Below are 18110 nucleotides of genomic sequence, written 5' to 3' on the forward strand. Positions count from 1 at the left end.
TTCGGCCCATTGCGGACGTGCCATCCCGTCTGACAGAAAGAGACATTTGCAACGCGGAGCCGCCGTCGTCCGGCTGCCGCGCGTTGCGTTGCGCTCAATAATCTTTCGGTGATTGCATGCCTATGGCTGTTGCCTGCGACCAGACAACGAGCCAGCGGCCGTCCCGGCGCTCGTATGCATCAGTGTGCCAATACTGTGCCGGCGGCACGGGATGCCCGTTGAAGATGACTTCGAGACGAGCTCGGTAACGAATCACTGCCGCACAACCATAAAGCCGGACAGCGATTTCGCCGGGCTCCCAGACGCCGTATTTGATCTGACCGGCGGCGATCGCGCCGAGATACTGCTCACGCGACAGCGCAGCTCCGATCGGCGTGATCAGTTGGAAATCATCCGCATGCAGTGGCTGCGCAGCTGCGATGTCAGCTGCGACGAGCGCCCGCAGCCGGCTCCGTTCAATCTGACGGATGTTGTCCACTTCAGTCTGAATTTCAGATATCATTTCTGGTCTCGCATGGTTCTGGTTCAATGCCGGCTGGCGTTCAGCGGAGTGACCAAGCCCTTTCGATTAGGCTTTGAGCGCAGCCCCGGATCGTCTCCTCTTCCGAGCGCGGATGCCATTGCAGCATGCGTCCGGCCTTTGAGGTGTCGATGCTGAGGTCGCGTCCGACCTCATTGACGATCGTCCGAGCATCGGCATCGATCAGCGCCAGAATGCGGACGAACCAATCTGGAAGTTCGGCCGTGGGCAATCGGGATGTATATTCGGGGAAGGCCTGGGCAAGCGCGAGCGAAAGGTCCTTCATCAAGAACACCCGGCCGCCCACGATAAACCTGTGCCCAACGGCGGCCGGTTCGATCATTGCCCGGACATGGGCCAGAGCGACGTCGCGTACGTCGACAATCGAGCAGCCGTAACGTGGGAGGCTTGTGAACTTGCCGTTCATCAGTCTCCAGATCAGCCCGACGGATGAGCCGAAATCATTGCCTATCAAGGGACCCAGAATGAGGCCGGGATTGATCACCACCAAAGGCAGTCCGCGTTCTTCCACGAATGCCCAAGCGGCACGCTCGGCCAAAGTCTTGGACTTGTAGTAGGGTGTGGCCCGTTTGCTCTCCACATTGGTCCAATCCCTCTCGCTAAACGGCGCATGTCCGTTTCCGTGATTGGTGGCTGCGATGGATGAGGTAAGAACGACCCGCTTGACCCCAACGTGATGGGACGCCCGCAACACGCGAAGCGCCCCTTCTCTGGCCGTCCGAATCAGTCCTGCCTCGTCACGGACCGCGCCACTTGGAAATGGGGATGCAGTGTGGATCACGTAGTCGCAGCCCGATACCGCATCGTCGCATCCCTTGTCGTTGTCGAGATCTTGAACCAGGTCCATGTTGTCCGCGAACGACTGGAAACGCGACATTATCGCCGAAGCCTTCGTCATCCGTCGTATCGTCCCTCGCACACTATACCCCTGCTGTAGCAGCTGCAGCGCCACGTGGCCGCCAAGGAAGCCGCCGACCCCGGTCACCAGGACAATGGATTTTCGTCGTGATCGCTCTTCATTCATGATGCGCTCTATCCCAAGTAGACATATGGACGATTGCCGTCTAATCGTCTCTTTGACATTTGAGACACGGGTCGTCAATATGTCCAGATGGAAAAAGAAGAGCCTAAATCAGGACAGATTCTGGACGCCGCACTGCCGGTGTTCGCCCGCTACGGGTTCCAGAAGACCACGATGGTGGATATCGCGCGCGCCGCGGGGATTTCCCGGGCGTCGCTTTACCTCGTCTTCAACAGCAAGGAAGAGCTCTTCCGGGCAGGCTCGGCGCGAGCCCATGCGCAGACTATGTCTGATGTCCAAAGCGTCCTTTCGGACACGGGAGATATCATCGACCGAATTGCGGCAGCCATCTCTGCCTTCCAGCAAGGGCTGATAGCGCCGTTCAGCAAGAGTGAGAATGCAAGAGAGCTCTTCGAAATCAATCTGCAACTGGCTGCCGATATCACGACTGCCGCCAGATCAAGACTGCTTCATCTCCTGTCGGAAACGCTTGCGGATGCCGAGGCTCGGGATGAGATCGACCTCAAGGCCTTGAAGTCCTCATCCATGGACATTGCCGCCTTCATCGCCGCAGCCATGGACGGCATCAAACATAGCTTCAGTGCCGAAGGATCAGCGAAAGACGCGCTCGAACTGCTGATGCGAGTTCTTAGACTCGCACTCACGCCCCACCAAAAAGCATAGTTTACGGCGAATTCGTCGCAGACCAACAGTGGTGTCTTGTCCCTCTTCGACCCATAGCGGCCGCAAATGGCTTTGAGAGGCAACATTCCTTATAGTCGCTCCCAGTGCCGGCAATAGAGCGCCGCTCGCGCTCCGCGAGGTGAACGAATATGTTGAAGCTTCCGCCACCGATATGGGCCCTTCTCTTCTTGATCCTCACTGCGGGCGCCAGCTACTTGGCCGGGTGGCCCGCCGTACCTTGGGTACATAGCCTGTTCGTCGGGATCGGGCTCATCGCGGTCAGTCTCATTGCTCCAGTTTGGGCCTTGATACTGTTCCGACGTGAGGGCACCCAAGTCAATCCCACCTCGGAAACCAACAACAAGCTGGTCACCGGCGGACCTTTTCAGTTCACCCGCAATCCCATGTATCTGGGCCTCGTCGTCCTCAGCCTCGGTGTGGCTGTGGCGACGGGCGCTATTCTTATGTTCGTCGCCCCCCTCTTGGTGTTTGCTACCGCCAATTGGGTCCACATCCCCTTCGAGGAAGCCAAGATGCGCCGCCAGTTCGGCCCGGCTTTTGACGACTACGCGCGTAACGTGAGAAGGTGGCTTTAGAGCCTCGCTTGTTTCGGCTGCGCGACAAAGCAGGTACTATGGTTTGGCGTCCGGAATGGCTGCTTGCCGCCCATACAGGAGGTGGCTCAGGCGTCGAGCGGAACGTCGGCTTTGGACATTCCGCTCGACTTATCTAAATGGCCGGAATGAGGGCGCAAAGGCGACACGACCTCCGCCTTTGGCGAATTGGAGGCTTGGGGCCTTGCTCCTGCCGACACAAGGAGGACAGGCATTCCTCAAACCCCAACCGACGTGGTTCTCCGGGATGCTGTGGAGGCCTGCTAGATCAAGCTCTGGCCTCCGTCGATATCAATTGTCTGACCGGTCGTGAATTCACTTTCCATGGCATAGACGTATGCTGGAGAGATATCAGCTGGAGTTGCGATTTTTCCGGCTGGCAATTGCGCTGCCATGGTTTCGAAGAGTTCGGATTTCATGATGCCCGCAAGCTGCTCGAACATCGGCGTGTCGACCCAACCCGGCGAAACCACATTGACACGCATCGGGGCCAATTCGAGCGCTAGAGCACGAATAAAATAGCTGAACGAACCGGCGATTGCCGATACGACGGCCCCACCCGGAACCGGCGGACGATCCTTGTTGATGCCCGATGTGAAGGTGATCGAACCGCCGGTCTTCAGGGTCCGGGAGGCGTATTTCGCCATCAGGATTGCACCGAGCAGCTTATTGTCCACAAAGGCCCTTACCTCTGCAATATTGATCTCACGGATCGGACTGCCCGGAGGCGGACTTCCCGCAGTCGCGGCCAGATGATCGAACGGTCCCACCTCCTCAAACAGCCTGGCGATCTCAGCCTCGTTGGTCATGTCCGCCGAAATGGTTTCGACATTGGCTTGAGGGCCGAGCGAGGCCTTTGCAGCCGCCAGTCTTTCCAGCGATCTACCGACCATAACCAATTCCGCGCCGCGCTCGACCGCGGCTTCCGCGACGCCGAGGCCGATGCCTGAACTGCCTCCGATGATGACGACTTTCTTTCCCATGAGCGCTGCCATAGGTTCCTCCGTTCGCTTGAAATGGAATACGATCGATTGCCGTGATCGGGAAAATTATCCCTGGTAGGCCCGCTCGAGGTCGGCGATGATGATCTTCTTCATTTTGTACATGGCCTGCATCGCGCGGCCCGCCTTTTCCCGGTTGGGATCGGCGATCATGTCGAGCAGTCGCGTCGGCGTGACCTGCCAGTAGATGCCGAACTTGTCGGTGAGCCAGCCACAGGGCTGTTCCTTGCCGCCGTCGGCGGTCAGGGCATTCCAGTAATAGTCGGTTTCAGCCTGGTCGCCGGTCTCGACCTGGAAGGAGAACGCCTCGTTGTAGGGCGTGTGGGAATGGGCATTCAATGCGGTGATCGGCAGGCCGCCGAGTTCGAACCGGACCACCGACAGTTCGGGATCGGGAAGATCGATTCGCCCGAGGATTTTCGAGTCCTCGAATATCGATGTGTAGAACGCCATGGCCTCCTCGGCCTGGGATTCAAACCAAAGGTGGGAATGGATTTTCATCTTAGTTTTCCTGCAGCGTTAAAGTGGGACCGGGAGCGATCGCCACCGATGATCGATCCGTCCCAGTCGCGTTCGAAGCCGATGTCGCGCAGGAGGTGGTTGGAATAGCGTTCGAAGCGTCGCACCGCGATACGGTTCCGGAGCCGAAGGACCGGCCGCGCAAAGAACGCGCCGAGGCCTGCGAGGCTGTGTATCGAGGGCAAGGGTGCTGCGGGGAGGTAAATGTCGTCGAGAGTGTGAGCAATAGTCATGGCCTTCTCCTGCGCTCCTGAGTTTGACTGCCCAAGCATCAGCTTGTTTCGAAGGCAAGATTGCTCCGCAGGGGTCTGGACGACAACCGAATATTAGTGCAAGATTTGTGAGCAAAAATCACAGGTCGACAATGCCCCGCAGATTGCCTCCCCTGACCACGCTCCCTGCCTTGGACGCCGCCGCACGCCACCTGAGCTTCACGAAGGCGGCAGCCGAACTCAACGTGACCCATGGCGCAGTCAGTCGCGCCGTGCGCAATCTCGAAGAAACGTTGGGGACGCTTCTTTTCGAGCGCGGCACTCGTTCGGTGCAGTTGACGCAAGCGGGGCGTCAATATGCGGGCGAAATCGGAGCGGCGCTCGACCGGATCGCAACGGCCACGGCTGCGGCGACGGCATCGCGGTCATCCGGTGTCCTCAATGTCAGCACGTCGGACGGTTTTGCCGGACGATGGCTCGTGCCGCGATTGCATCGCTTTCATCGCGCCAATCCTGATGTCGACGTGCGGCTCTCGACCTCGGGCGCGTTTGCCGACTTCATTCGCGATGGCATCGACATTGCGATCCGTTTCGGCGCAGGCGACTATGGCGATGTCGTCTCGGAGTTCCTCTCAGAAGAGGAAGTGACGCCGGTCTGTAGTCCGGAACTTCTTCAGGGAAAGCATCCGCTTCGATCTCCTGAAGACCTTCGCCATCACCGCCTCATTCACGATAATTTCCGCATAGATTGGGCAGCCTGGCTTGAGGCTGCGGGTGTCTCCGGCGTGAATTCGGAAGCAGGCGTGCGCTTCGACTCTGCCGCTTATGCTGTAGAAGCGGCCGTCCAGGGTGAAGGCGTGCTACTGGGTCGGAGTGCACTGGTGTCTGCGGATATGGCGGCTGGCAGGCTGGTTCGCCCCTTCGATCTCGCTCTGAAATCGAGATGGAGCTATTACCTGGTCTATCCAGCCGATGCTTTGCGGCAGAAGAAAGTCAGGTCGTTTCGCGATTGGCTCTATGCGGAATTGAAGTCTCAATAATTGTGATCGGGACTTGTCGCCTTCCTGGAGCGCTCGCGGCTTGGAGGTCTTATCTGCTTTTGGCGCAATGCAGAAGTCATGAAGTGGACCGACTGCTTCTGGGTGGCCGAAAATAATGGTCAGCCTTGGACGTCAAAGCAACAATATAGGCGACAGTCGGCGATGATAGTGCACTTATGACCGCTTGTCGGCGAGGATAGACAGCTTATGTATCTGCGGCGGCTTGGCGAACAGGTCCCCGGTTTCTGCCTTCGCCTTTAAGGCCGCAGCGACTTGGCCGTTTAAGTGCGCTTCCCTTCCGTCCTCATCGTCGAATGTATCGAAGATTGCAAACGAACTTGGGCCTTCCTGTATCGCATACCAGGAAATCGTGCCGGGCTCGGCATTTACCAGCGGTATGGCTGATCGCAGAAAATCGGCGACCTCCTGTTCCTTGCCGGGCTTTGCCTCGAGCGGAACGTAGAGCGCGAATTTGGTCATGACCACCTCCATGGGCACCATGTCATGCCGCAACCTACAGAACGCGTTAAGGCGACAAACGTTTCGCGATGGACAAAAATGCGAGGATAGATGCCCGCAGGATGGGGTTGCCCCATCTTCTCAGACAGATGGCATCTGGCGTCATGAATCGACACAAACCCGACAATCTTTCAACGGACTGTCCTTAACTGTGAGCACCGTTCGCGTGTCAGAGACCTCAGGTTTTGGCCGGTGTTGGCGCATCAACGACATGAGGCACTGGGTCATCGCCGCAGCATCAGCATCAAAGCATGCTTGATAGATGTCTGCATTCGGGAGAGTACCACAACGGGCCGAACGGCTGACATGAGAGCGCGAAGCAGTCTTTAAGTGATCCAACCTTGGATGGCTCCCCTTGGGCCGAAAGCGGCGGACTATCTCAGCCGGAAAGTGCCTGAAGAGGTCACATCCATTGTTCTCCAGGTCATGCTGATAGAAATCGCGGATAGCCAGCGCTATCGCATTTGCCGGTGATGGAAGGTGATCCTAATCCGTAGAGATTGTCGTTTTCGTCCGGATAAGACTTGCGCTGCCATGCAGCGGCCTCCGCCTCAGGCAACGGACCATCCACCGTCCACCAGCAGGTTGGCGCCGGTGATCAGGCTCGCAGCTGGCGATGCCAGGAAGACGACGGCACCCACCACATCATCGGTTTCACCGATCCGGCCGAGTGGAATGTGATCGAGCGTCGCTTTGCGATTGTCGGCATCGGAGAGAAAAGGTGCTGTCCCATCGGTGTGGATGAAGGTCGGCGATACGGTGTTTACGGTGATATTATAGGCTGCCCATTCGGCTGCAAGGCAGCGTGTCAGGTGATTGATCGCCGCCTTGCTCATGCAATAGATTGCCTCGCCGCGCAGCGCCACGGTGCCGGCCTGGGAGCTGATGTTGATGATCCGGCCCCCATTGCGCTTGATCATGTGACGCCCGACTGCCTGCGTCATCAGAAAGGTGCCCTTGATGTTGACATCGAGGATCTCGTCAAGGTCCTTCTCCTCGACAAGTTCCGCGAGATTGCCGGGCGCCACGCCGACATTGTTGATGAGGACGTCAATCCGGCCGAATGTCGTCAGCGCTGCGTCGACGGATTGGGCGATATGGGCCTTGTTGGGAAGGTCCAGTTCAACAGCGAGGACTTCTCTTCCCGTCCCCTCGAGTTCGGCAACCAGTCCCGCCGACGCTGCGACATCGCGGACCCCCAAAACAATATCGGAGCCTGCTGCGGCACAGGCAAGCGCGCAAGCTCGACCGATGCCACGGCTGGCTCCCGTCACCAAAGTCACCTTGCCCTCAAGGCTGAAGTCCGGCGCATTCTTCTGCATCATGGTGCCTCCCCGATGAACCTTATTTATGGCAGGGTCGGCGGGCGGATGCCAGATGGCAGGTCTGCTTTGCTTTGGGTCGGACAGCCCCGCAAGCAGACCTGCCGTTTCGGCGCCAAGCTGATTGCGGCGCTTCGATGGGTGTAGACTGGCGACACGATTGCTGGTCATGCAAGACAACGATGATGGGCACTCCCGCGCTCGACCGAAAGCTGCTCGCGATCCTCGCAGCGGATATGGACTGTTACTCCAAAGCGATGGAGGCCGACGAGGCCGGCACCATCAAGCGGTTGAAGGCCATCCGCGCCGAGTTGATCAATCCCGCCATCTCTGAGCGCCATGGCACGATTATCAAGCTGATGGGCGACGGCGCGCTCGTTGCCTTCGACAGCCTTGTGGATGCGTTGCCTGCGCCGCGGCATTTCAAAATGCCGTGGCGGCGCGCAACGCCGGCCTGCCGGAGCTCAAGCGCATGTGTGCGACTGCCGGAATGCCAGGCGGGAACGGCCCCGCATCGCGCCGCCCCGGTGCCCGCAAGCAGCCCTCCGTAGCGACTGCTTTTCTCCCCCGTGAACTTGCCGGCTTAGTCGCCGGATCTTCCGACAACGGCGGCTTCAGCCGCAGCAGGCGCCTTGTGCCGTTGACGGGCCGCAGCAGGCAGATGACTTGCGGTTCTCTTCTTTCAGCCATCGGTCGCGAGGCTTGCAGCTTGCCGGACGCGGCGTCAGCTCGACATGCAGAGCACTGTCCTGCACGGTCGGCATCGAGGCACAATAAAGCTGCATCGGCCTGATCCCGTCGCTGACTTCGAAGGTGAGCTTGGCAGAACCACCGAGCTGTACATGCTCCGACACCTTGCGAATGATCGCCGCAAACTTGCCGGCCGCCATTTGCGTGCGATTTTCCTCGTCGACATCCCAAAGTTGCACGAAGATTTCCGACCAGGCTTCGGGGTTGGCACCGCAGTCAAGCGCGGCGAACTGCCCGGCCTTGACCTCAGTTACATGGTAACCGGATTTCACCGGTCGACCGTCGTAGGAGAAGATCAGCGGCAGTTCACGGACGCCGTCGATCGTCTCTAGGAGGCGACCCAGGCTGATGTCGGTCTCGAGAAGGGGCTTGTCGATCGCATTCATTTCGGCTACTCCTGTTTCAACACTTCAAGGATTGTAGAAATATGGAAGAACGTCAAGCCCTCATGTCATTTGCGGCACTGTCGCAGGAAACCCGGCTGCACATCGTCCGCATGCTTGTCGTCGCCGGGCCGAATGGGATGCCTGCCGGCGCCGTCGCTGAGAAGGCGGAGGTTTCCGCCTCCAACGTCTCGTTCCATCTGAAGGAACTGGAGCGAGCAGGACTTATCAACCAACAGCGGGAATCCCGCTCGATCATTTACACCGCCAACTACGAAGGCCTCGGCGCGCTCATCCGCTTCTTGATGGAAGACTGCTGCGGCGGCCATCCCGAGATCTGCGCGCCGGCCGCCGAAGTCGCCGCTTGCTGCGCCCCAGCTCCGAAGGAAAACCTGCAATGACCGCCGATCGCGTTTATAACGTCCTTTTCCTCTGCACGGGCAATTCCGCCCGCTCGATCTTGGCCGAATCCATCCTCAACCGCGAAGGCAAGGGTCGCTTCAAGGCCTATTCGGCGGGAAGCCAGCCCAAAGGTGAAGTCCACCCGCTGGCGCTGGATACGCTGCGCGCCCTTGGCTACGAAAGCACCGGGTCCAGTTCGAAGAGCTGGGAAGAGTTTGCCGAAGCCGGCGCGCCGCAGATGGATTTCATCTTCACGGTCTGCGACAACGCCGCGGGCGAGGCCTGCCCCGTGTGGATCGGCCACCCGATGACGGCGCACTGGGGTGTCGAGGATCCGGCGGCCGTCGAAGGTACACTGGTTGAGAAAGGCCAGGCGTTCTCCCAAGCCGCGCGCTACCTCAAGAACCGTATCATGGCATTCGTGAGCCTTCCGCTCGCATCAGTTGACAAGCTGGCTCTTGAAACGCAACTGCGCGCCATCGGCACGATGGAGGGCACGACCAATAGCCGGGGCGACGTCGCATGAGCGGGGAGCTGGAACAGCAACCGGTCAGCTGCGCAGATGAGAACTTGCGAGCAGCCCTGCAGGCCGCCCGACTTCCAACCGGTGATCTTGATGAAGACGGCCGCAGCCTCTTCCGGTTTGCGGATCGGAACGCGACCATCGGCTATGGGGGGCTGGAACACTACGGGGACTGCGCACTTTTGCGTTCGTTGGTGGTCCTGCCGCAGCAGCGTGGGCACGGTTATGGCGAAGCCATCACCAGGCGGTTGCTAGCCCAGGCTGCGCGTGATGGTGCGCGGATGGTTTATTTGCTGACGGATTCTGCAACCTCTTTTTTCGAACGCCTCGGTTTCGCCAAGGTGGATCGTGCGACGGCTCCTGCTGCAATCCTGCAAACTCGGCAGGTCACAAGCCTGTGCCCGGCCGCAGCGGCGCTGCTGGCCAAGCCAGTCCAAGGATAATAATCCATGTCCACCTTCGAACGTTACCTCACAGTCTGGGTTTTCCTCTGCATCGTCGTTGGCGTCGCTCTCGGTCATGTGATGCCCAGCGTTTTCCAGGCGATCGGCGCAGCCGAAGTCGCCAAGGTCAATCTGCCGGTCGCAGTGCTGATCTGGTTGATGATCATTCCGATGCTTCTGAAAATCGACTTTGCTTCGCTCAGCCAGGTCGGGCGCCATTGGCGCGGGATCGGTGTCACGCTCTTCATCAACTGGGCCGTCAAGCCGTTCTCGATGGCGCTGCTCGCCTGGCTGTTCGTCGGCTATCTGTTTCGGCCTTACCTGCCGGCTGACCAGATCGATAGCTACATTGCGGGCCTGATCATCCTCGCGGCTGCGCCGTGCACGGCGATGGTCTTCGTGTGGTCGAACCTGACCAAAGGCGAGCCGCACTTCACGCTCTCCCAGGTGGCGTTGAACGACACCATCATGGTCATTGCCTTCGCGCCGATCGTTGGTCTGTTGCTCGGCCTTTCGGCCATTACCGTGCCGTGGGACACGCTGATCCTGTCGGTCGTGCTCTACATCGTCCTGCCGGTGATCGTCGCGCAGATCCTGCGCCGCGTGACCGACGTCGACCGCCTCGGCGCCAAGCTGCAGCCGGTGTCCCTGTTGGCGCTTCTCGCAACCCTGGTTCTGCTGTTCGGCTTCCAGGGCGAACAGATCATCGCGCAGCCGGCGGTCATTGCGCTGCTGGCCGTGCCGATCCTGATCCAGGTCTACTTCAATTCAGGCCTCGCCTACTTGCTCAACCGCATGAGCGGGGAGGAGCACTGTGTCGCCGGGCCTTCGGCACTGATCGGCGCCTCCAACTTTTTCGAACTGGCGGTGGCCGCAGCCATCAGCTTGTTCGGCTTCAACTCCGGGGCGGCGCTCGCCACCGTTGTCGGCGTCCTCATCGAGGTGCCGGTGATGCTGTCGGTCGTCTGGATCGTCAACCGCAGCAAGGGCTGGTATGAGCGCGGCGCCGCCGTCCAGACCAGCGCCACCACCATCAAGAGGGTTTAACATCATGGACGTCACCATTTATCACAACCCCGACTGCGGCACGTCGCGCAACACGCTGGAGATGATCCGCAATGCCGGCATTCAGCCTACAGTCATCGAGTACGTGAAGAGACCGCCCAGCCGCGACCAGCTTGTCAGAATGATCGCCGAGGCCGGCCTCACCGTCCGTGAGGCGATCCGCGAGAAGGGCACGCCTTATGCGGAACTTGGCCTCGATGATCCGAAGCTGACCGACGATCAGCTGCTTGATGCGATGCTTGAAAACCCGATCCTGATCAACCGGCCTTTCGTGATCACACCGATCGGCACGCGGCTGACCCGTCCTTCCGAACTGGTGCTCGACATTCTGCCGGCCACCCACAAGGGGGCGTTCACCAAGGAAGATGGCGAGCAAGTTCTCGATGCCGAGGGCAAGCGCATTGTCTGACTTGCCTGCCGCATCCCTCGATCATCTGCGCCAGCCGGATCTCGACGCATTGCGTCCGGCGTTTTCTAGCCACAAGCCACGCATTCTGATCCTCTACGGCTCGCTGCGGGCTGTATCATATAGCCGCCTGCTGGCTCATGAAGCCGCCCGGCTGCTGAAGCATTTCGGGTGCGAAGTGAAGATTTTCGATCCCGCTGGCCTGCCACTTCCAGACGCGGAACCGGTCAACCATCCCAAAGTACAGGAACTGCGTGATCTCTCTGCCTGGTCGGAAGGCCAGGTCTGGGTCAGTCCGGAACGGCACGGCGCCATGACGGGCATCATGAAGGCACAGATCGACTGGATCCCGCTTTCGGTCGGATCGGTGCGGCCGACCCAGGGCAAGACGCTGGCGGTGATGCAGGTGTCGGGCGGCTCGCAGTCGTTCAACGCGATCAACCAGCTTCGTGTCCTCGGCCGTTGGATGCGCATGATTACCATCCCCAATCAGTCCTCGGTGGCGAAAGCCTTTCAGGAATTCGATACGGACGGCCGCATGAAACCCTCGTCATATTACGATCGCGTCGTGGACGTCTGCGAGGAGCTGGTGAAATTCACCCTGCTGACCCGGGACGCCTCTGCCTATCTCACGGATCGCTACAGCGAGCGCAAGGAAGACGCGGAAAAGCTGGAGCAGCGCACGAGACTGAAATCCATATGAGCGGGCGGATCCCGGTCACTGCCATCGTTGCCCTCGGCATCACGCAGAATATCGGCTACGGCACGCTCTACTACAGCTTCAGTATTCTGGCGCCTGATATGGCGGCCCATTTCGCGTGGTCGACCGAATGGATCTTCGGCGCCCTCTCGGTCGCGCTGCTGATCGGCGGGCTGACGGCGCCGTGGCTTGGCGGCCTTTTTGATCGCATTGGTGCCGGCCGGGTGATGACCATAGGCTCGGCCGTCGCCGCCACAGCCTTGCTCGCCTGCGCCTATGCGCCGGGCAGGACGTCCTATGTCGCCGCCCTGATCGCGATCGAGGTCGCGGCCAATCTGGTGCAATACGGCGCGGCGTTCGCGTTCCTCGTGCAGCTCCGGCCGGAGGTGGCAGCGCGCAGCATTGCCCACCTCACGCTGATTGCGGGTTTCGCCTCGACCATGTTCTGGCCGATCACGGCAGCGCTGCAGGCGCTGATGTCCTGGCAGAATGTGTATGTGATATTTGCCGCCCTCAACCTATTCATCTGCCTGCCGATCCATGCATGGCTTTCTCACGGCGCAGTACGGAAAACAGCAAAAATTGCCTCGCCGCGCGTCGAGGGTATCCTGCCATCAGAGCGTCGTCGGCTGGGGTTCCTGTTGATGGTAGCGGGGTTCTCGCTGATGTCGCTTTCCAGCTCGGCGGTGCTGGTTCATATGGTGCCACTGCTGTCTGGCCTCGGTCTCGGCACCACGGCTGCCTTGGTCGGGACGCTGTTCGGGCCCTCCCAGGTCGCCAGCCGTCTCATCAACATGATGTTCGGCAAGAATCTGGCGGCGCTGCATCTTGCCTTGTTCGCGGCTCTTCTAATACCCGGCGGCATGCTGATCCTGCTGCTTCTGGCACCGTCCGTGCCGGGCGCCATGATATTCGCGATGATCTTTGGCATGGGTAACGGCTTGCTGAGCATCGTCACCGGTACGCTGCCATTGCATTTGTTCGGCAGTGACGGCTATGGCAAGCGGCAGGGTCAGATGATGGCGGCCCGCTTGATCCTGTCCGCTATTGCGCCGTTCGTCCTGGCGCTGGCAATGGCTCAGATCGGCATTCCGGCATCGCTGGCTATCTGTGCAACGCTAAGCTGCCTCGCGATCGTCATGTTCGGATTGATCCTGGTCATGCAGCGGATGAGCCGCACTGCCGTCAGCGCAGGATGAAATCCCCCAGTCCCGCTCGGACGACCTCATCGGCAAATCAATCGGACTTGGTCGAGCACGAGGTCGGCGCGCTCCTCCGCCGTGGTGTGCATGTTAAAGCATGTCGCGTAAAAGTGTGCGATAATGACATGCGTAGAAGGGCCTAAAGCGCGGGGAGCGAATCTGGAAGATCGCAACGGGCTTTAGTGCGGCCGGCGGGACTGTGCTCACCGCCGCGCCGGCGGCTTGACCGCCGCCCGCCGCTGCAGCGCAAACCGTGCCGCCGAGCAGTTGATGTCGGGCACGAGATCGTAGGTCTGCTGGTAGAGGCTCAGCGCCAGCGTCTTGTTGCCGCGGTTTTCCGAGGCGAGTGCTGCAAGTGCCGTGCGTTTGTACGCCTCGACGATCGGCTCGGCGGCCTTCGCCAGCGCGGCGTCGTCCGATGGCTCGGCGGCCAGCGAAAGCGCGGCATAGGTTGCATCGCCATCGCGGCCGACGCGGCCGCCGACGGCGCCGTTGAAGCTTGCTTCGGAGACCTGGCGCATGCGCCGGGCGTTCTTGATGCAGGTCGGGATGCGGGCGGCTTCGGCGTTGATGCGCTCGGCGGTCGGGCCACCCTCGGTGCTGCCGCTATCCGACAGGATGACGTAGCCGATAATGCCGACGATGGCGAGATAGGCAAGCCCCATGCCGGCGAGGAAGGCCGGCTGCTTCAGCAGCGGCTTCTTCGGCTTGTCGTCTCCCGTCTTGGATGCCTCCTTCTTCGGCGCCTCCTTGGCGGCGGTCTTGACGACGAACTGGAATTCGACGTCCTTGCCGAGACGGAAACTGTCGCCGGCTTTCAGCGAGGCCGTCTGCAGCAGCGCTTCGCCGCGCAGCATGATCGGGTTCAGCCCCATGCGGCGGATGATGAAGCCGCCGTCGCTCTGTTTTTCGATGCGCGCATGGATCGGCGCCAGAAAGGGATCGTCGACGACGATATCGGCATTCGCCGCCCGGCCGATCGACATCTCCGGCCGATCAAGCACATGGCTGCGGCTCTGGCCGCCGGGACCGGTCTGCAGAAGGCTTGGTTTGTTTCCGCGAAAGAAGGAAAAGGCCATGATTAGAACATCCCACTCGACATCATCTCGACAATTGCCGGCGCCAGCACCAGAAGCAGGATCGACACGACGATCATCATCGCCGGCATGACGATCTTTGCTTTCAGCTTTTCACTGGCCCTGTCGGCTTTTTCCCAGCGGCGGAAGCGAAGGTCGCGCGCATGTTCGCGCAACAGCTCGACGCGGTTGCTGCCCTCGACCTCGCCCTGGATCACCGCACGGATGACGCGGATGACCTCTTCGGCGGTCATGCGCCGCTCCAAACGCTGCAGCGCCTCGACCATGCCGGTGCCGAGCGCCACGTCCTTCAGCGTCTGATCGATCTCCTCGCTCATCACCGTTCCGGGTGCAGCCTCGGCATAAAGCCGCAGGCTTTCCGGCAGGGTGGCCTGGGCCTGCTGGGTCATGACGACGAGATCGAGGAAATAGGGAAATTCGCGCGAAATGCGCTCCTTGCGGTCCTGCATCTTGTCGTCGGCGACCACCCAGAAATAGATGGCGGGGATCAGCCCAAGGATCAGACCGGCGACCAGACCGCCGATGATGCTGCCGCTGGCAATGCCGAACAGCACGCCGAGCAGGATGAAGCCGAAGAGGCTCAGCACAACGAGCAGCGCGATATATTCACGGCCCGTGACGCCGCCGAAGGGCCGGCCGCCATAGATCAGCTTCTGCTCGAGCTGCGCGCCGTAATCGGCGAGCCACGGCTCGAAATGCAGCAGCACGAATTCCACCGGCGTGCGCATGCCGATGCTGTCAACGACATTCGGCGGCGGGCCGTCGCCGCCGCGGGACCGGCGCACCACCTGGATGCTGCCGAGCAGGTCGCCGATCCACCAGACGAAGAGGGCGGCGGTGATGCCGGCAAAAACGACGGCAATGGGGGCGAGGGGTATCTGAGACATCAGACCGACACCTTCATCATCGAGCGCATCCAGAAGAAACCGGTTGCATAGAGAATGGCGCCGACGATCGCGATGACGATGCCGATGGCGTTGCCGAACACCTTGTCGATCAGCTCGGGCTGACCGAAGAAGATCATCAGGATCATGAACAGCGCGCCGCCGTTGACGACGCGAAAGTTCATGCGCGCCTGCGACGACGAGGTGGTGATCTTCTGGTCGAGCTTCCAGATTTCCTTGAAGGATTTCGACATTTCCGTTAGCGGCTCGGAAATATCGCCGCCCTGGCGGGCAAAGAGACCGAGGGCCGCGTCGACCATCTTGAAGTGCAGGCTCGGCACGGTGCGGCCGTGGCGATCGAGCGCCTCGACCAGGCCGATGCCGAGCTTCTGCTCGCGGGCGATACGCTCAAACTCGCGCGAGGCCGGCATCTGGCCGGTATCGGCCACCGCATTGACGGCGACGGCAAGCGGCTTGCCGGTGCGCACCGCCGAGACGATCTGGTCGACGGCATAGGGAAGCTGCGATTCGATCTGCAGCCAGCGCCGCTGCAGGAAATAGCGGATCACCGCCTTGGGCAGGAAGAAAGCGACCGGAATGGCGATGACGATGCCGAAGATCGGCCCGAAGATCAGCGAGACCACCAGGAAGACGACGATTGCCGTGATGCCGTAGGCAAGGATCATCGTATAGGGCGGCACGGCATCGCGGCCGAAGACCTGTGCCGCCTCGCTGGCGAGCGCAATATCGCGTTCGGTGGCGCGCAACAGCGGCGCCGGCCAGCGCACCGGCGCACCCCAGACGAGCAGCCCCGCCGTCACCGCGCCGAGGGCGACCGTAAAAATCTGCAGAATGCTGATATCCATGGCTTCCCCCTCAAACGAACATGTCGAGTTTTTCGATTTCACCGTCTTCGCCGAACTCGACCAGTTCCGCGACGAAGCTGGGCAGATAGCCGGTGAAGGCATGCACCGCCTGGCCGCCGGCGCGCCCGACCAGATGGAAGATCGGCTCGACGATGACGAGGCCGGTATCCGGATCGATGCCGATCACCTCGGATATTTCGGTCACCGCGCGCCGCCCGCTTTCCAAGCGGTTCAGCTGCACCACGAGCTCGACGGCGGCGACGATCTGCTGGCGGATCGCCATGACCGGCAGCGAGCTCTGGCCCTGCAGCACCATCACCTCGAGGCGGGTCATCATGTCCTGCGGCGTATTGGCATGCGCCGTCGTCATCGAGCCAGCATGGCCGGTGTTCATTGCCTGCAGCATGTCGATCGCCTCCGCCCCGCGGCACTCGCCGACGATGATGCGGTCGGGGCGCATGCGCAGCGCGTTGCGCACGAGATCACGGATGGTAACGCTGGTTTCGGACTCCGCCGTCTTCGGCCGCGATTGCAGATAGACGACATGAATGCCGTCGAGCTGCAGTTCGGAGGTGTCCTCGACGGCAACGACGCGCTCGCCGATCGGGATGAACTGCGACAGGCTGTTGAGCAGCGTCGTCTTGCCGGAGCCGGTGCCGCCGGAGACGACGATATTCTTGCGGGCGCGGACCGCCGCCTCGAGGAAGGCGCGCATCGGCTCGCTGAGCGCGCCGGCCGTGACCAGCTTGGAGATGTCGAGCCGCGACTTGCCGCCGAATTTGCGGATGGTGAGGCAGGCGCCCTTGACCGCCAGCGGCGGAATGACGGCGTTGACGCGCGAGCCGTCGGGCATGCGGAAGTCGGCCATCGCCTCGCTCTCGTTGATCGAGCGGTTGGAATCGACTGCGATGCGCTCGATCACCTTCATCAGTTGCCGCTCATTGGCGAAGGCGAAGGGGTAGCGCTCCAGCAGGCCGAATTTTTCGACGTAGATCTCGTCGTAACGCGTCACCATGATTTCCGAGATGACGTCGAGATCCATCAGCTCCGAGATCGTGCCCCAGCGGTACATCAGCTCCTCGATATTCGAGCGCAGGTGCATATGGGCGATCTCGTAGCGGTCGCCGGCATTGAACAGCGCCTGGCGGGACTGGAAGGCGGCGCTGAAGCGCGTGTCGAGCTGGGCGAAGTCGGCGCGGGTGGATTCAAAATTCAGCTTGAGCTGCAGCGCCGAGATCAGCGCCTTGCCGACATCGAACAGGCGGCGGTTGTCCTGTTCCTCGCGCGACAGGCTGGCCGCAGTCGACGAGGCGTCACGCCGCCCGGTGCGAGCGATGCGTTTTGCGAGCCACCGATAGACGGCGTTCTTGATGACGAGGATGACGAGATCTTGCGGCGCCCCGTCGAGCGCTTCCTTGATGAACATGTCGAGCCGCTCGCGGATGCGGTTTCGCGTGTCCTCGCGGCCGAAATCGGAGGATTTCACCAGCCGGTCGTATTGCGTGTCTTTTAGCAATCGCTCATGGATCTCCATCTGCAGCGCCAGCACCCGCTCCTGGTCCGGAAACTGCGTCACCGCTTCGGCCGCCGCGGCCGGCTCGACAAGTTCAATCGTGACGTTCGGCACCCAGATCGACATGCCGGCCGAAACCGCAACCGGCGTGCCGGCCCGCAGCGGCTGATCGTCGACCCGGGTCGGATTGCGGCCATGATGCTGCACCGACCAGCCCTGGCCTGATTTGCGCAGCACGAATTGCGGCGAGGAGACGTGGCTGCCGCGCAGCCGCACGACGCCCGCGCCGGCCGGCAGCGTCAGCGTGCTGCTTTCGCCGACGAAATAGGTCTCGTTTGCCGAGAGCGGGATCACCTCCCGGCCGCTGCCGTCCTCATAGGAAATCTTCAACAGCATGGCTTAT

The 18110-nt window shown here is 60.9% G+C and carries 22 protein-coding genes and 1 pseudogene; 11 read left to right on the top strand and 12 right to left on the bottom strand.

Annotated elements, in window-relative coordinates; genetic code table 11:
* Nucleotides 1-94: 94 nt before the first annotated feature.
* Both FHX14_RS01035 and FHX14_RS01040 read right to left on the bottom strand, forming a co-directional pair.
* Nucleotides 95-502 carry a nuclear transport factor 2 family protein gene (locus FHX14_RS01035; protein ID WP_184375529.1) on the bottom strand — a complete coding sequence of 136 codons (408 nt, stop codon included), beginning with the start codon at nt 500-502 and terminating at the stop codon, nt 95-97.
* Nucleotides 503-542: 40 nt separating this feature from the next.
* Nucleotides 543-1565 (bottom strand): aldehyde reductase, encoded by a 1023-nt coding sequence (locus FHX14_RS01040; protein WP_184375530.1) that lies wholly within the window; start codon nt 1563-1565, stop codon nt 543-545.
* An 87-nt stretch (nt 1566-1652) separates the two neighbouring features.
* Between FHX14_RS01040 and FHX14_RS01045 the strand changes: the two genes are divergently transcribed.
* Entirely contained in the window at nt 1653-2246 is a 594-nt protein-coding gene (locus FHX14_RS01045) for a TetR/AcrR family transcriptional regulator (RefSeq protein ID WP_184375531.1), read from the top strand.
* Nucleotides 2247-2395: 149 nt separating this feature from the next.
* Nucleotides 2396-2842 carry an isoprenylcysteine carboxylmethyltransferase family protein gene (locus tag FHX14_RS01050; RefSeq protein WP_184375532.1) on the top strand — a complete coding sequence of 149 codons (447 nt, stop codon included), beginning with the start codon at nt 2396-2398 and terminating at the stop codon, nt 2840-2842.
* Between the two features lie 281 nt (nt 2843-3123).
* Here the strand turns inward: FHX14_RS01050 and FHX14_RS01055 are convergent, their stop codons facing one another.
* From FHX14_RS01055 to FHX14_RS01065, 3 genes are read right to left on the bottom strand one after another with little or no spacing between them, the layout of a single operon-like run.
* Nucleotides 3124-3855, bottom strand: a complete 732-nt coding sequence (locus FHX14_RS01055; RefSeq protein WP_210300930.1) for an SDR family oxidoreductase — start codon at nt 3853-3855, stop codon at nt 3124-3126.
* A gap of 54 nt (nt 3856-3909) precedes the next feature.
* Nucleotides 3910-4362, bottom strand: a complete 453-nt coding sequence (locus tag FHX14_RS01060) for a VOC family protein (protein ID WP_184375534.1) — start codon at nt 4360-4362, stop codon at nt 3910-3912.
* Nucleotides 4359-4613 (bottom strand): hypothetical protein, encoded by a 255-nt coding sequence (locus FHX14_RS01065; protein WP_184375536.1) that lies wholly within the window; start codon nt 4611-4613, stop codon nt 4359-4361. Before FHX14_RS01065 ends, FHX14_RS01060 begins: the two co-directional genes overlap by 4 nt.
* A gap of 131 nt (nt 4614-4744) precedes the next feature.
* Here FHX14_RS01065 and gcvA point away from each other — a divergent pair, with 131 nt between their 5' ends.
* Entirely contained in the window at nt 4745-5632 is an 888-nt protein-coding gene (gcvA, locus tag FHX14_RS01070) for a transcriptional regulator GcvA (RefSeq protein ID WP_184376229.1), read from the top strand.
* A 174-nt stretch (nt 5633-5806) separates the two neighbouring features.
* Here gcvA and FHX14_RS01075 read toward each other — a convergent pair whose 3' ends face one another.
* Nucleotides 5807-6112, bottom strand: coding sequence for an antibiotic biosynthesis monooxygenase (locus tag FHX14_RS01075; protein WP_184375538.1), 306 nt, complete (start codon nt 6110-6112; stop codon nt 5807-5809).
* Nucleotides 6113-6702: 590 nt separating this feature from the next.
* Nucleotides 6703-7473, bottom strand: coding sequence for a glucose 1-dehydrogenase (locus FHX14_RS01080; protein WP_184376231.1), 771 nt, complete (start codon nt 7471-7473; stop codon nt 6703-6705).
* Nucleotides 7474-7658: 185 nt separating this feature from the next.
* Between FHX14_RS01080 and FHX14_RS01085 the strand changes: the two are divergent.
* Nucleotides 7659-7948: pseudogene (locus FHX14_RS01085) on the top strand (adenylate/guanylate cyclase domain-containing protein); the annotation flags it as partial.
* Between the two features lie 139 nt (nt 7949-8087).
* Here FHX14_RS01085 and FHX14_RS01090 read toward each other — a convergent pair.
* On the bottom strand, nt 8088-8609 hold the full coding sequence (locus tag FHX14_RS01090) for a DUF6428 family protein (protein ID WP_184375540.1): 522 nt from the start codon (nt 8607-8609) through the stop codon (nt 8088-8090).
* 41 nt (nt 8610-8650) lie between these two features.
* On the opposite strand from FHX14_RS01090, the gene FHX14_RS01095 reads away from it, so the two are divergent.
* From FHX14_RS01095 to arsK, 7 genes are read left to right on the top strand one after another with little or no spacing between them, the layout of a single operon-like run.
* Nucleotides 8651-9007 (top strand): metalloregulator ArsR/SmtB family transcription factor, encoded by a 357-nt coding sequence (locus tag FHX14_RS01095; protein WP_184375542.1) that lies wholly within the window; start codon nt 8651-8653, stop codon nt 9005-9007.
* A complete protein-coding gene (locus FHX14_RS01100; RefSeq protein ID WP_184375544.1) occupies nt 9004-9534 on the top strand; it encodes an arsenate reductase ArsC in 531 nt (176 codons plus the stop codon). The genes FHX14_RS01095 and FHX14_RS01100 overlap by 4 nt, the downstream gene beginning before the upstream one ends.
* The gene (arsN2, locus tag FHX14_RS01105) at nt 9531-9974 is read left to right on the top strand and encodes an arsenic resistance N-acetyltransferase ArsN2 (protein ID WP_184375546.1); all 444 of its coding nucleotides are present in this window, start codon (nt 9531-9533) and stop codon (nt 9972-9974) included. The genes FHX14_RS01100 and arsN2 overlap by 4 nt, the downstream gene beginning before the upstream one ends.
* A 6-nt stretch (nt 9975-9980) precedes the next feature.
* Nucleotides 9981-11021: an ACR3 family arsenite efflux transporter gene (gene arsB / locus FHX14_RS01110; RefSeq protein ID WP_184375548.1), complete on the top strand. Its 1041-nt coding sequence runs from the start codon at nt 9981-9983 to the stop codon at nt 11019-11021.
* A gap of 4 nt (nt 11022-11025) precedes the next feature.
* Nucleotides 11026-11448, top strand: a complete 423-nt coding sequence (gene arsC / locus FHX14_RS01115) for an arsenate reductase (glutaredoxin) (protein ID WP_184375550.1) — start codon at nt 11026-11028, stop codon at nt 11446-11448.
* Complete coding sequence (arsH, locus tag FHX14_RS01120) at nt 11423-12148, top strand: arsenical resistance protein ArsH (protein WP_184376243.1); 726 nt, start codon at nt 11423-11425, stop codon at nt 12146-12148. The genes arsC and arsH overlap by 26 nt, the downstream gene beginning before the upstream one ends.
* Nucleotides 12145-13344, top strand: a complete 1200-nt coding sequence (arsK, locus tag FHX14_RS01125; RefSeq protein ID WP_184375552.1) for an arsenite efflux MFS transporter ArsK — start codon at nt 12145-12147, stop codon at nt 13342-13344. The genes arsH and arsK overlap by 4 nt, the downstream gene beginning before the upstream one ends.
* 206 nt (nt 13345-13550) lie before the next feature.
* Here arsK and FHX14_RS01130 read toward each other — a convergent pair whose 3' ends face one another.
* Genes FHX14_RS01130 through FHX14_RS01145 form a run of 4 tightly spaced genes read right to left on the bottom strand, consistent with a single transcriptional unit; the run spans nt 13551 to nt 18103 of the window.
* A complete protein-coding gene (locus FHX14_RS01130; RefSeq protein ID WP_184375554.1) occupies nt 13551-14426 on the bottom strand; it encodes an FHA domain-containing protein in 876 nt (291 codons plus the stop codon).
* Between the two features lie 2 nt (nt 14427-14428).
* Nucleotides 14429-15331, bottom strand: coding sequence for a type II secretion system F family protein (locus FHX14_RS01135; protein WP_012555017.1), 903 nt, complete (start codon nt 15329-15331; stop codon nt 14429-14431).
* Nucleotides 15331-16194, bottom strand: coding sequence for a type II secretion system F family protein (locus FHX14_RS01140; protein ID WP_003594911.1), 864 nt, complete (start codon nt 16192-16194; stop codon nt 15331-15333). Before FHX14_RS01140 ends, FHX14_RS01135 begins: the two co-directional genes overlap by 1 nt.
* 10 nt (nt 16195-16204) lie before the next feature.
* The gene (locus tag FHX14_RS01145) at nt 16205-18103 is read right to left on the bottom strand and encodes an ATPase, T2SS/T4P/T4SS family (RefSeq protein ID WP_012555018.1); all 1899 of its coding nucleotides are present in this window, start codon (nt 18101-18103) and stop codon (nt 16205-16207) included.
* Between the last annotated feature and the right edge of the window lie 7 nt (nt 18104-18110).

Source organism: Rhizobium sp. BK619, assembly GCF_014195245.1.
In the GTDB taxonomy this organism is placed as follows: domain Bacteria; phylum Pseudomonadota; class Alphaproteobacteria; order Rhizobiales; family Rhizobiaceae; genus Rhizobium; species Rhizobium acidisoli.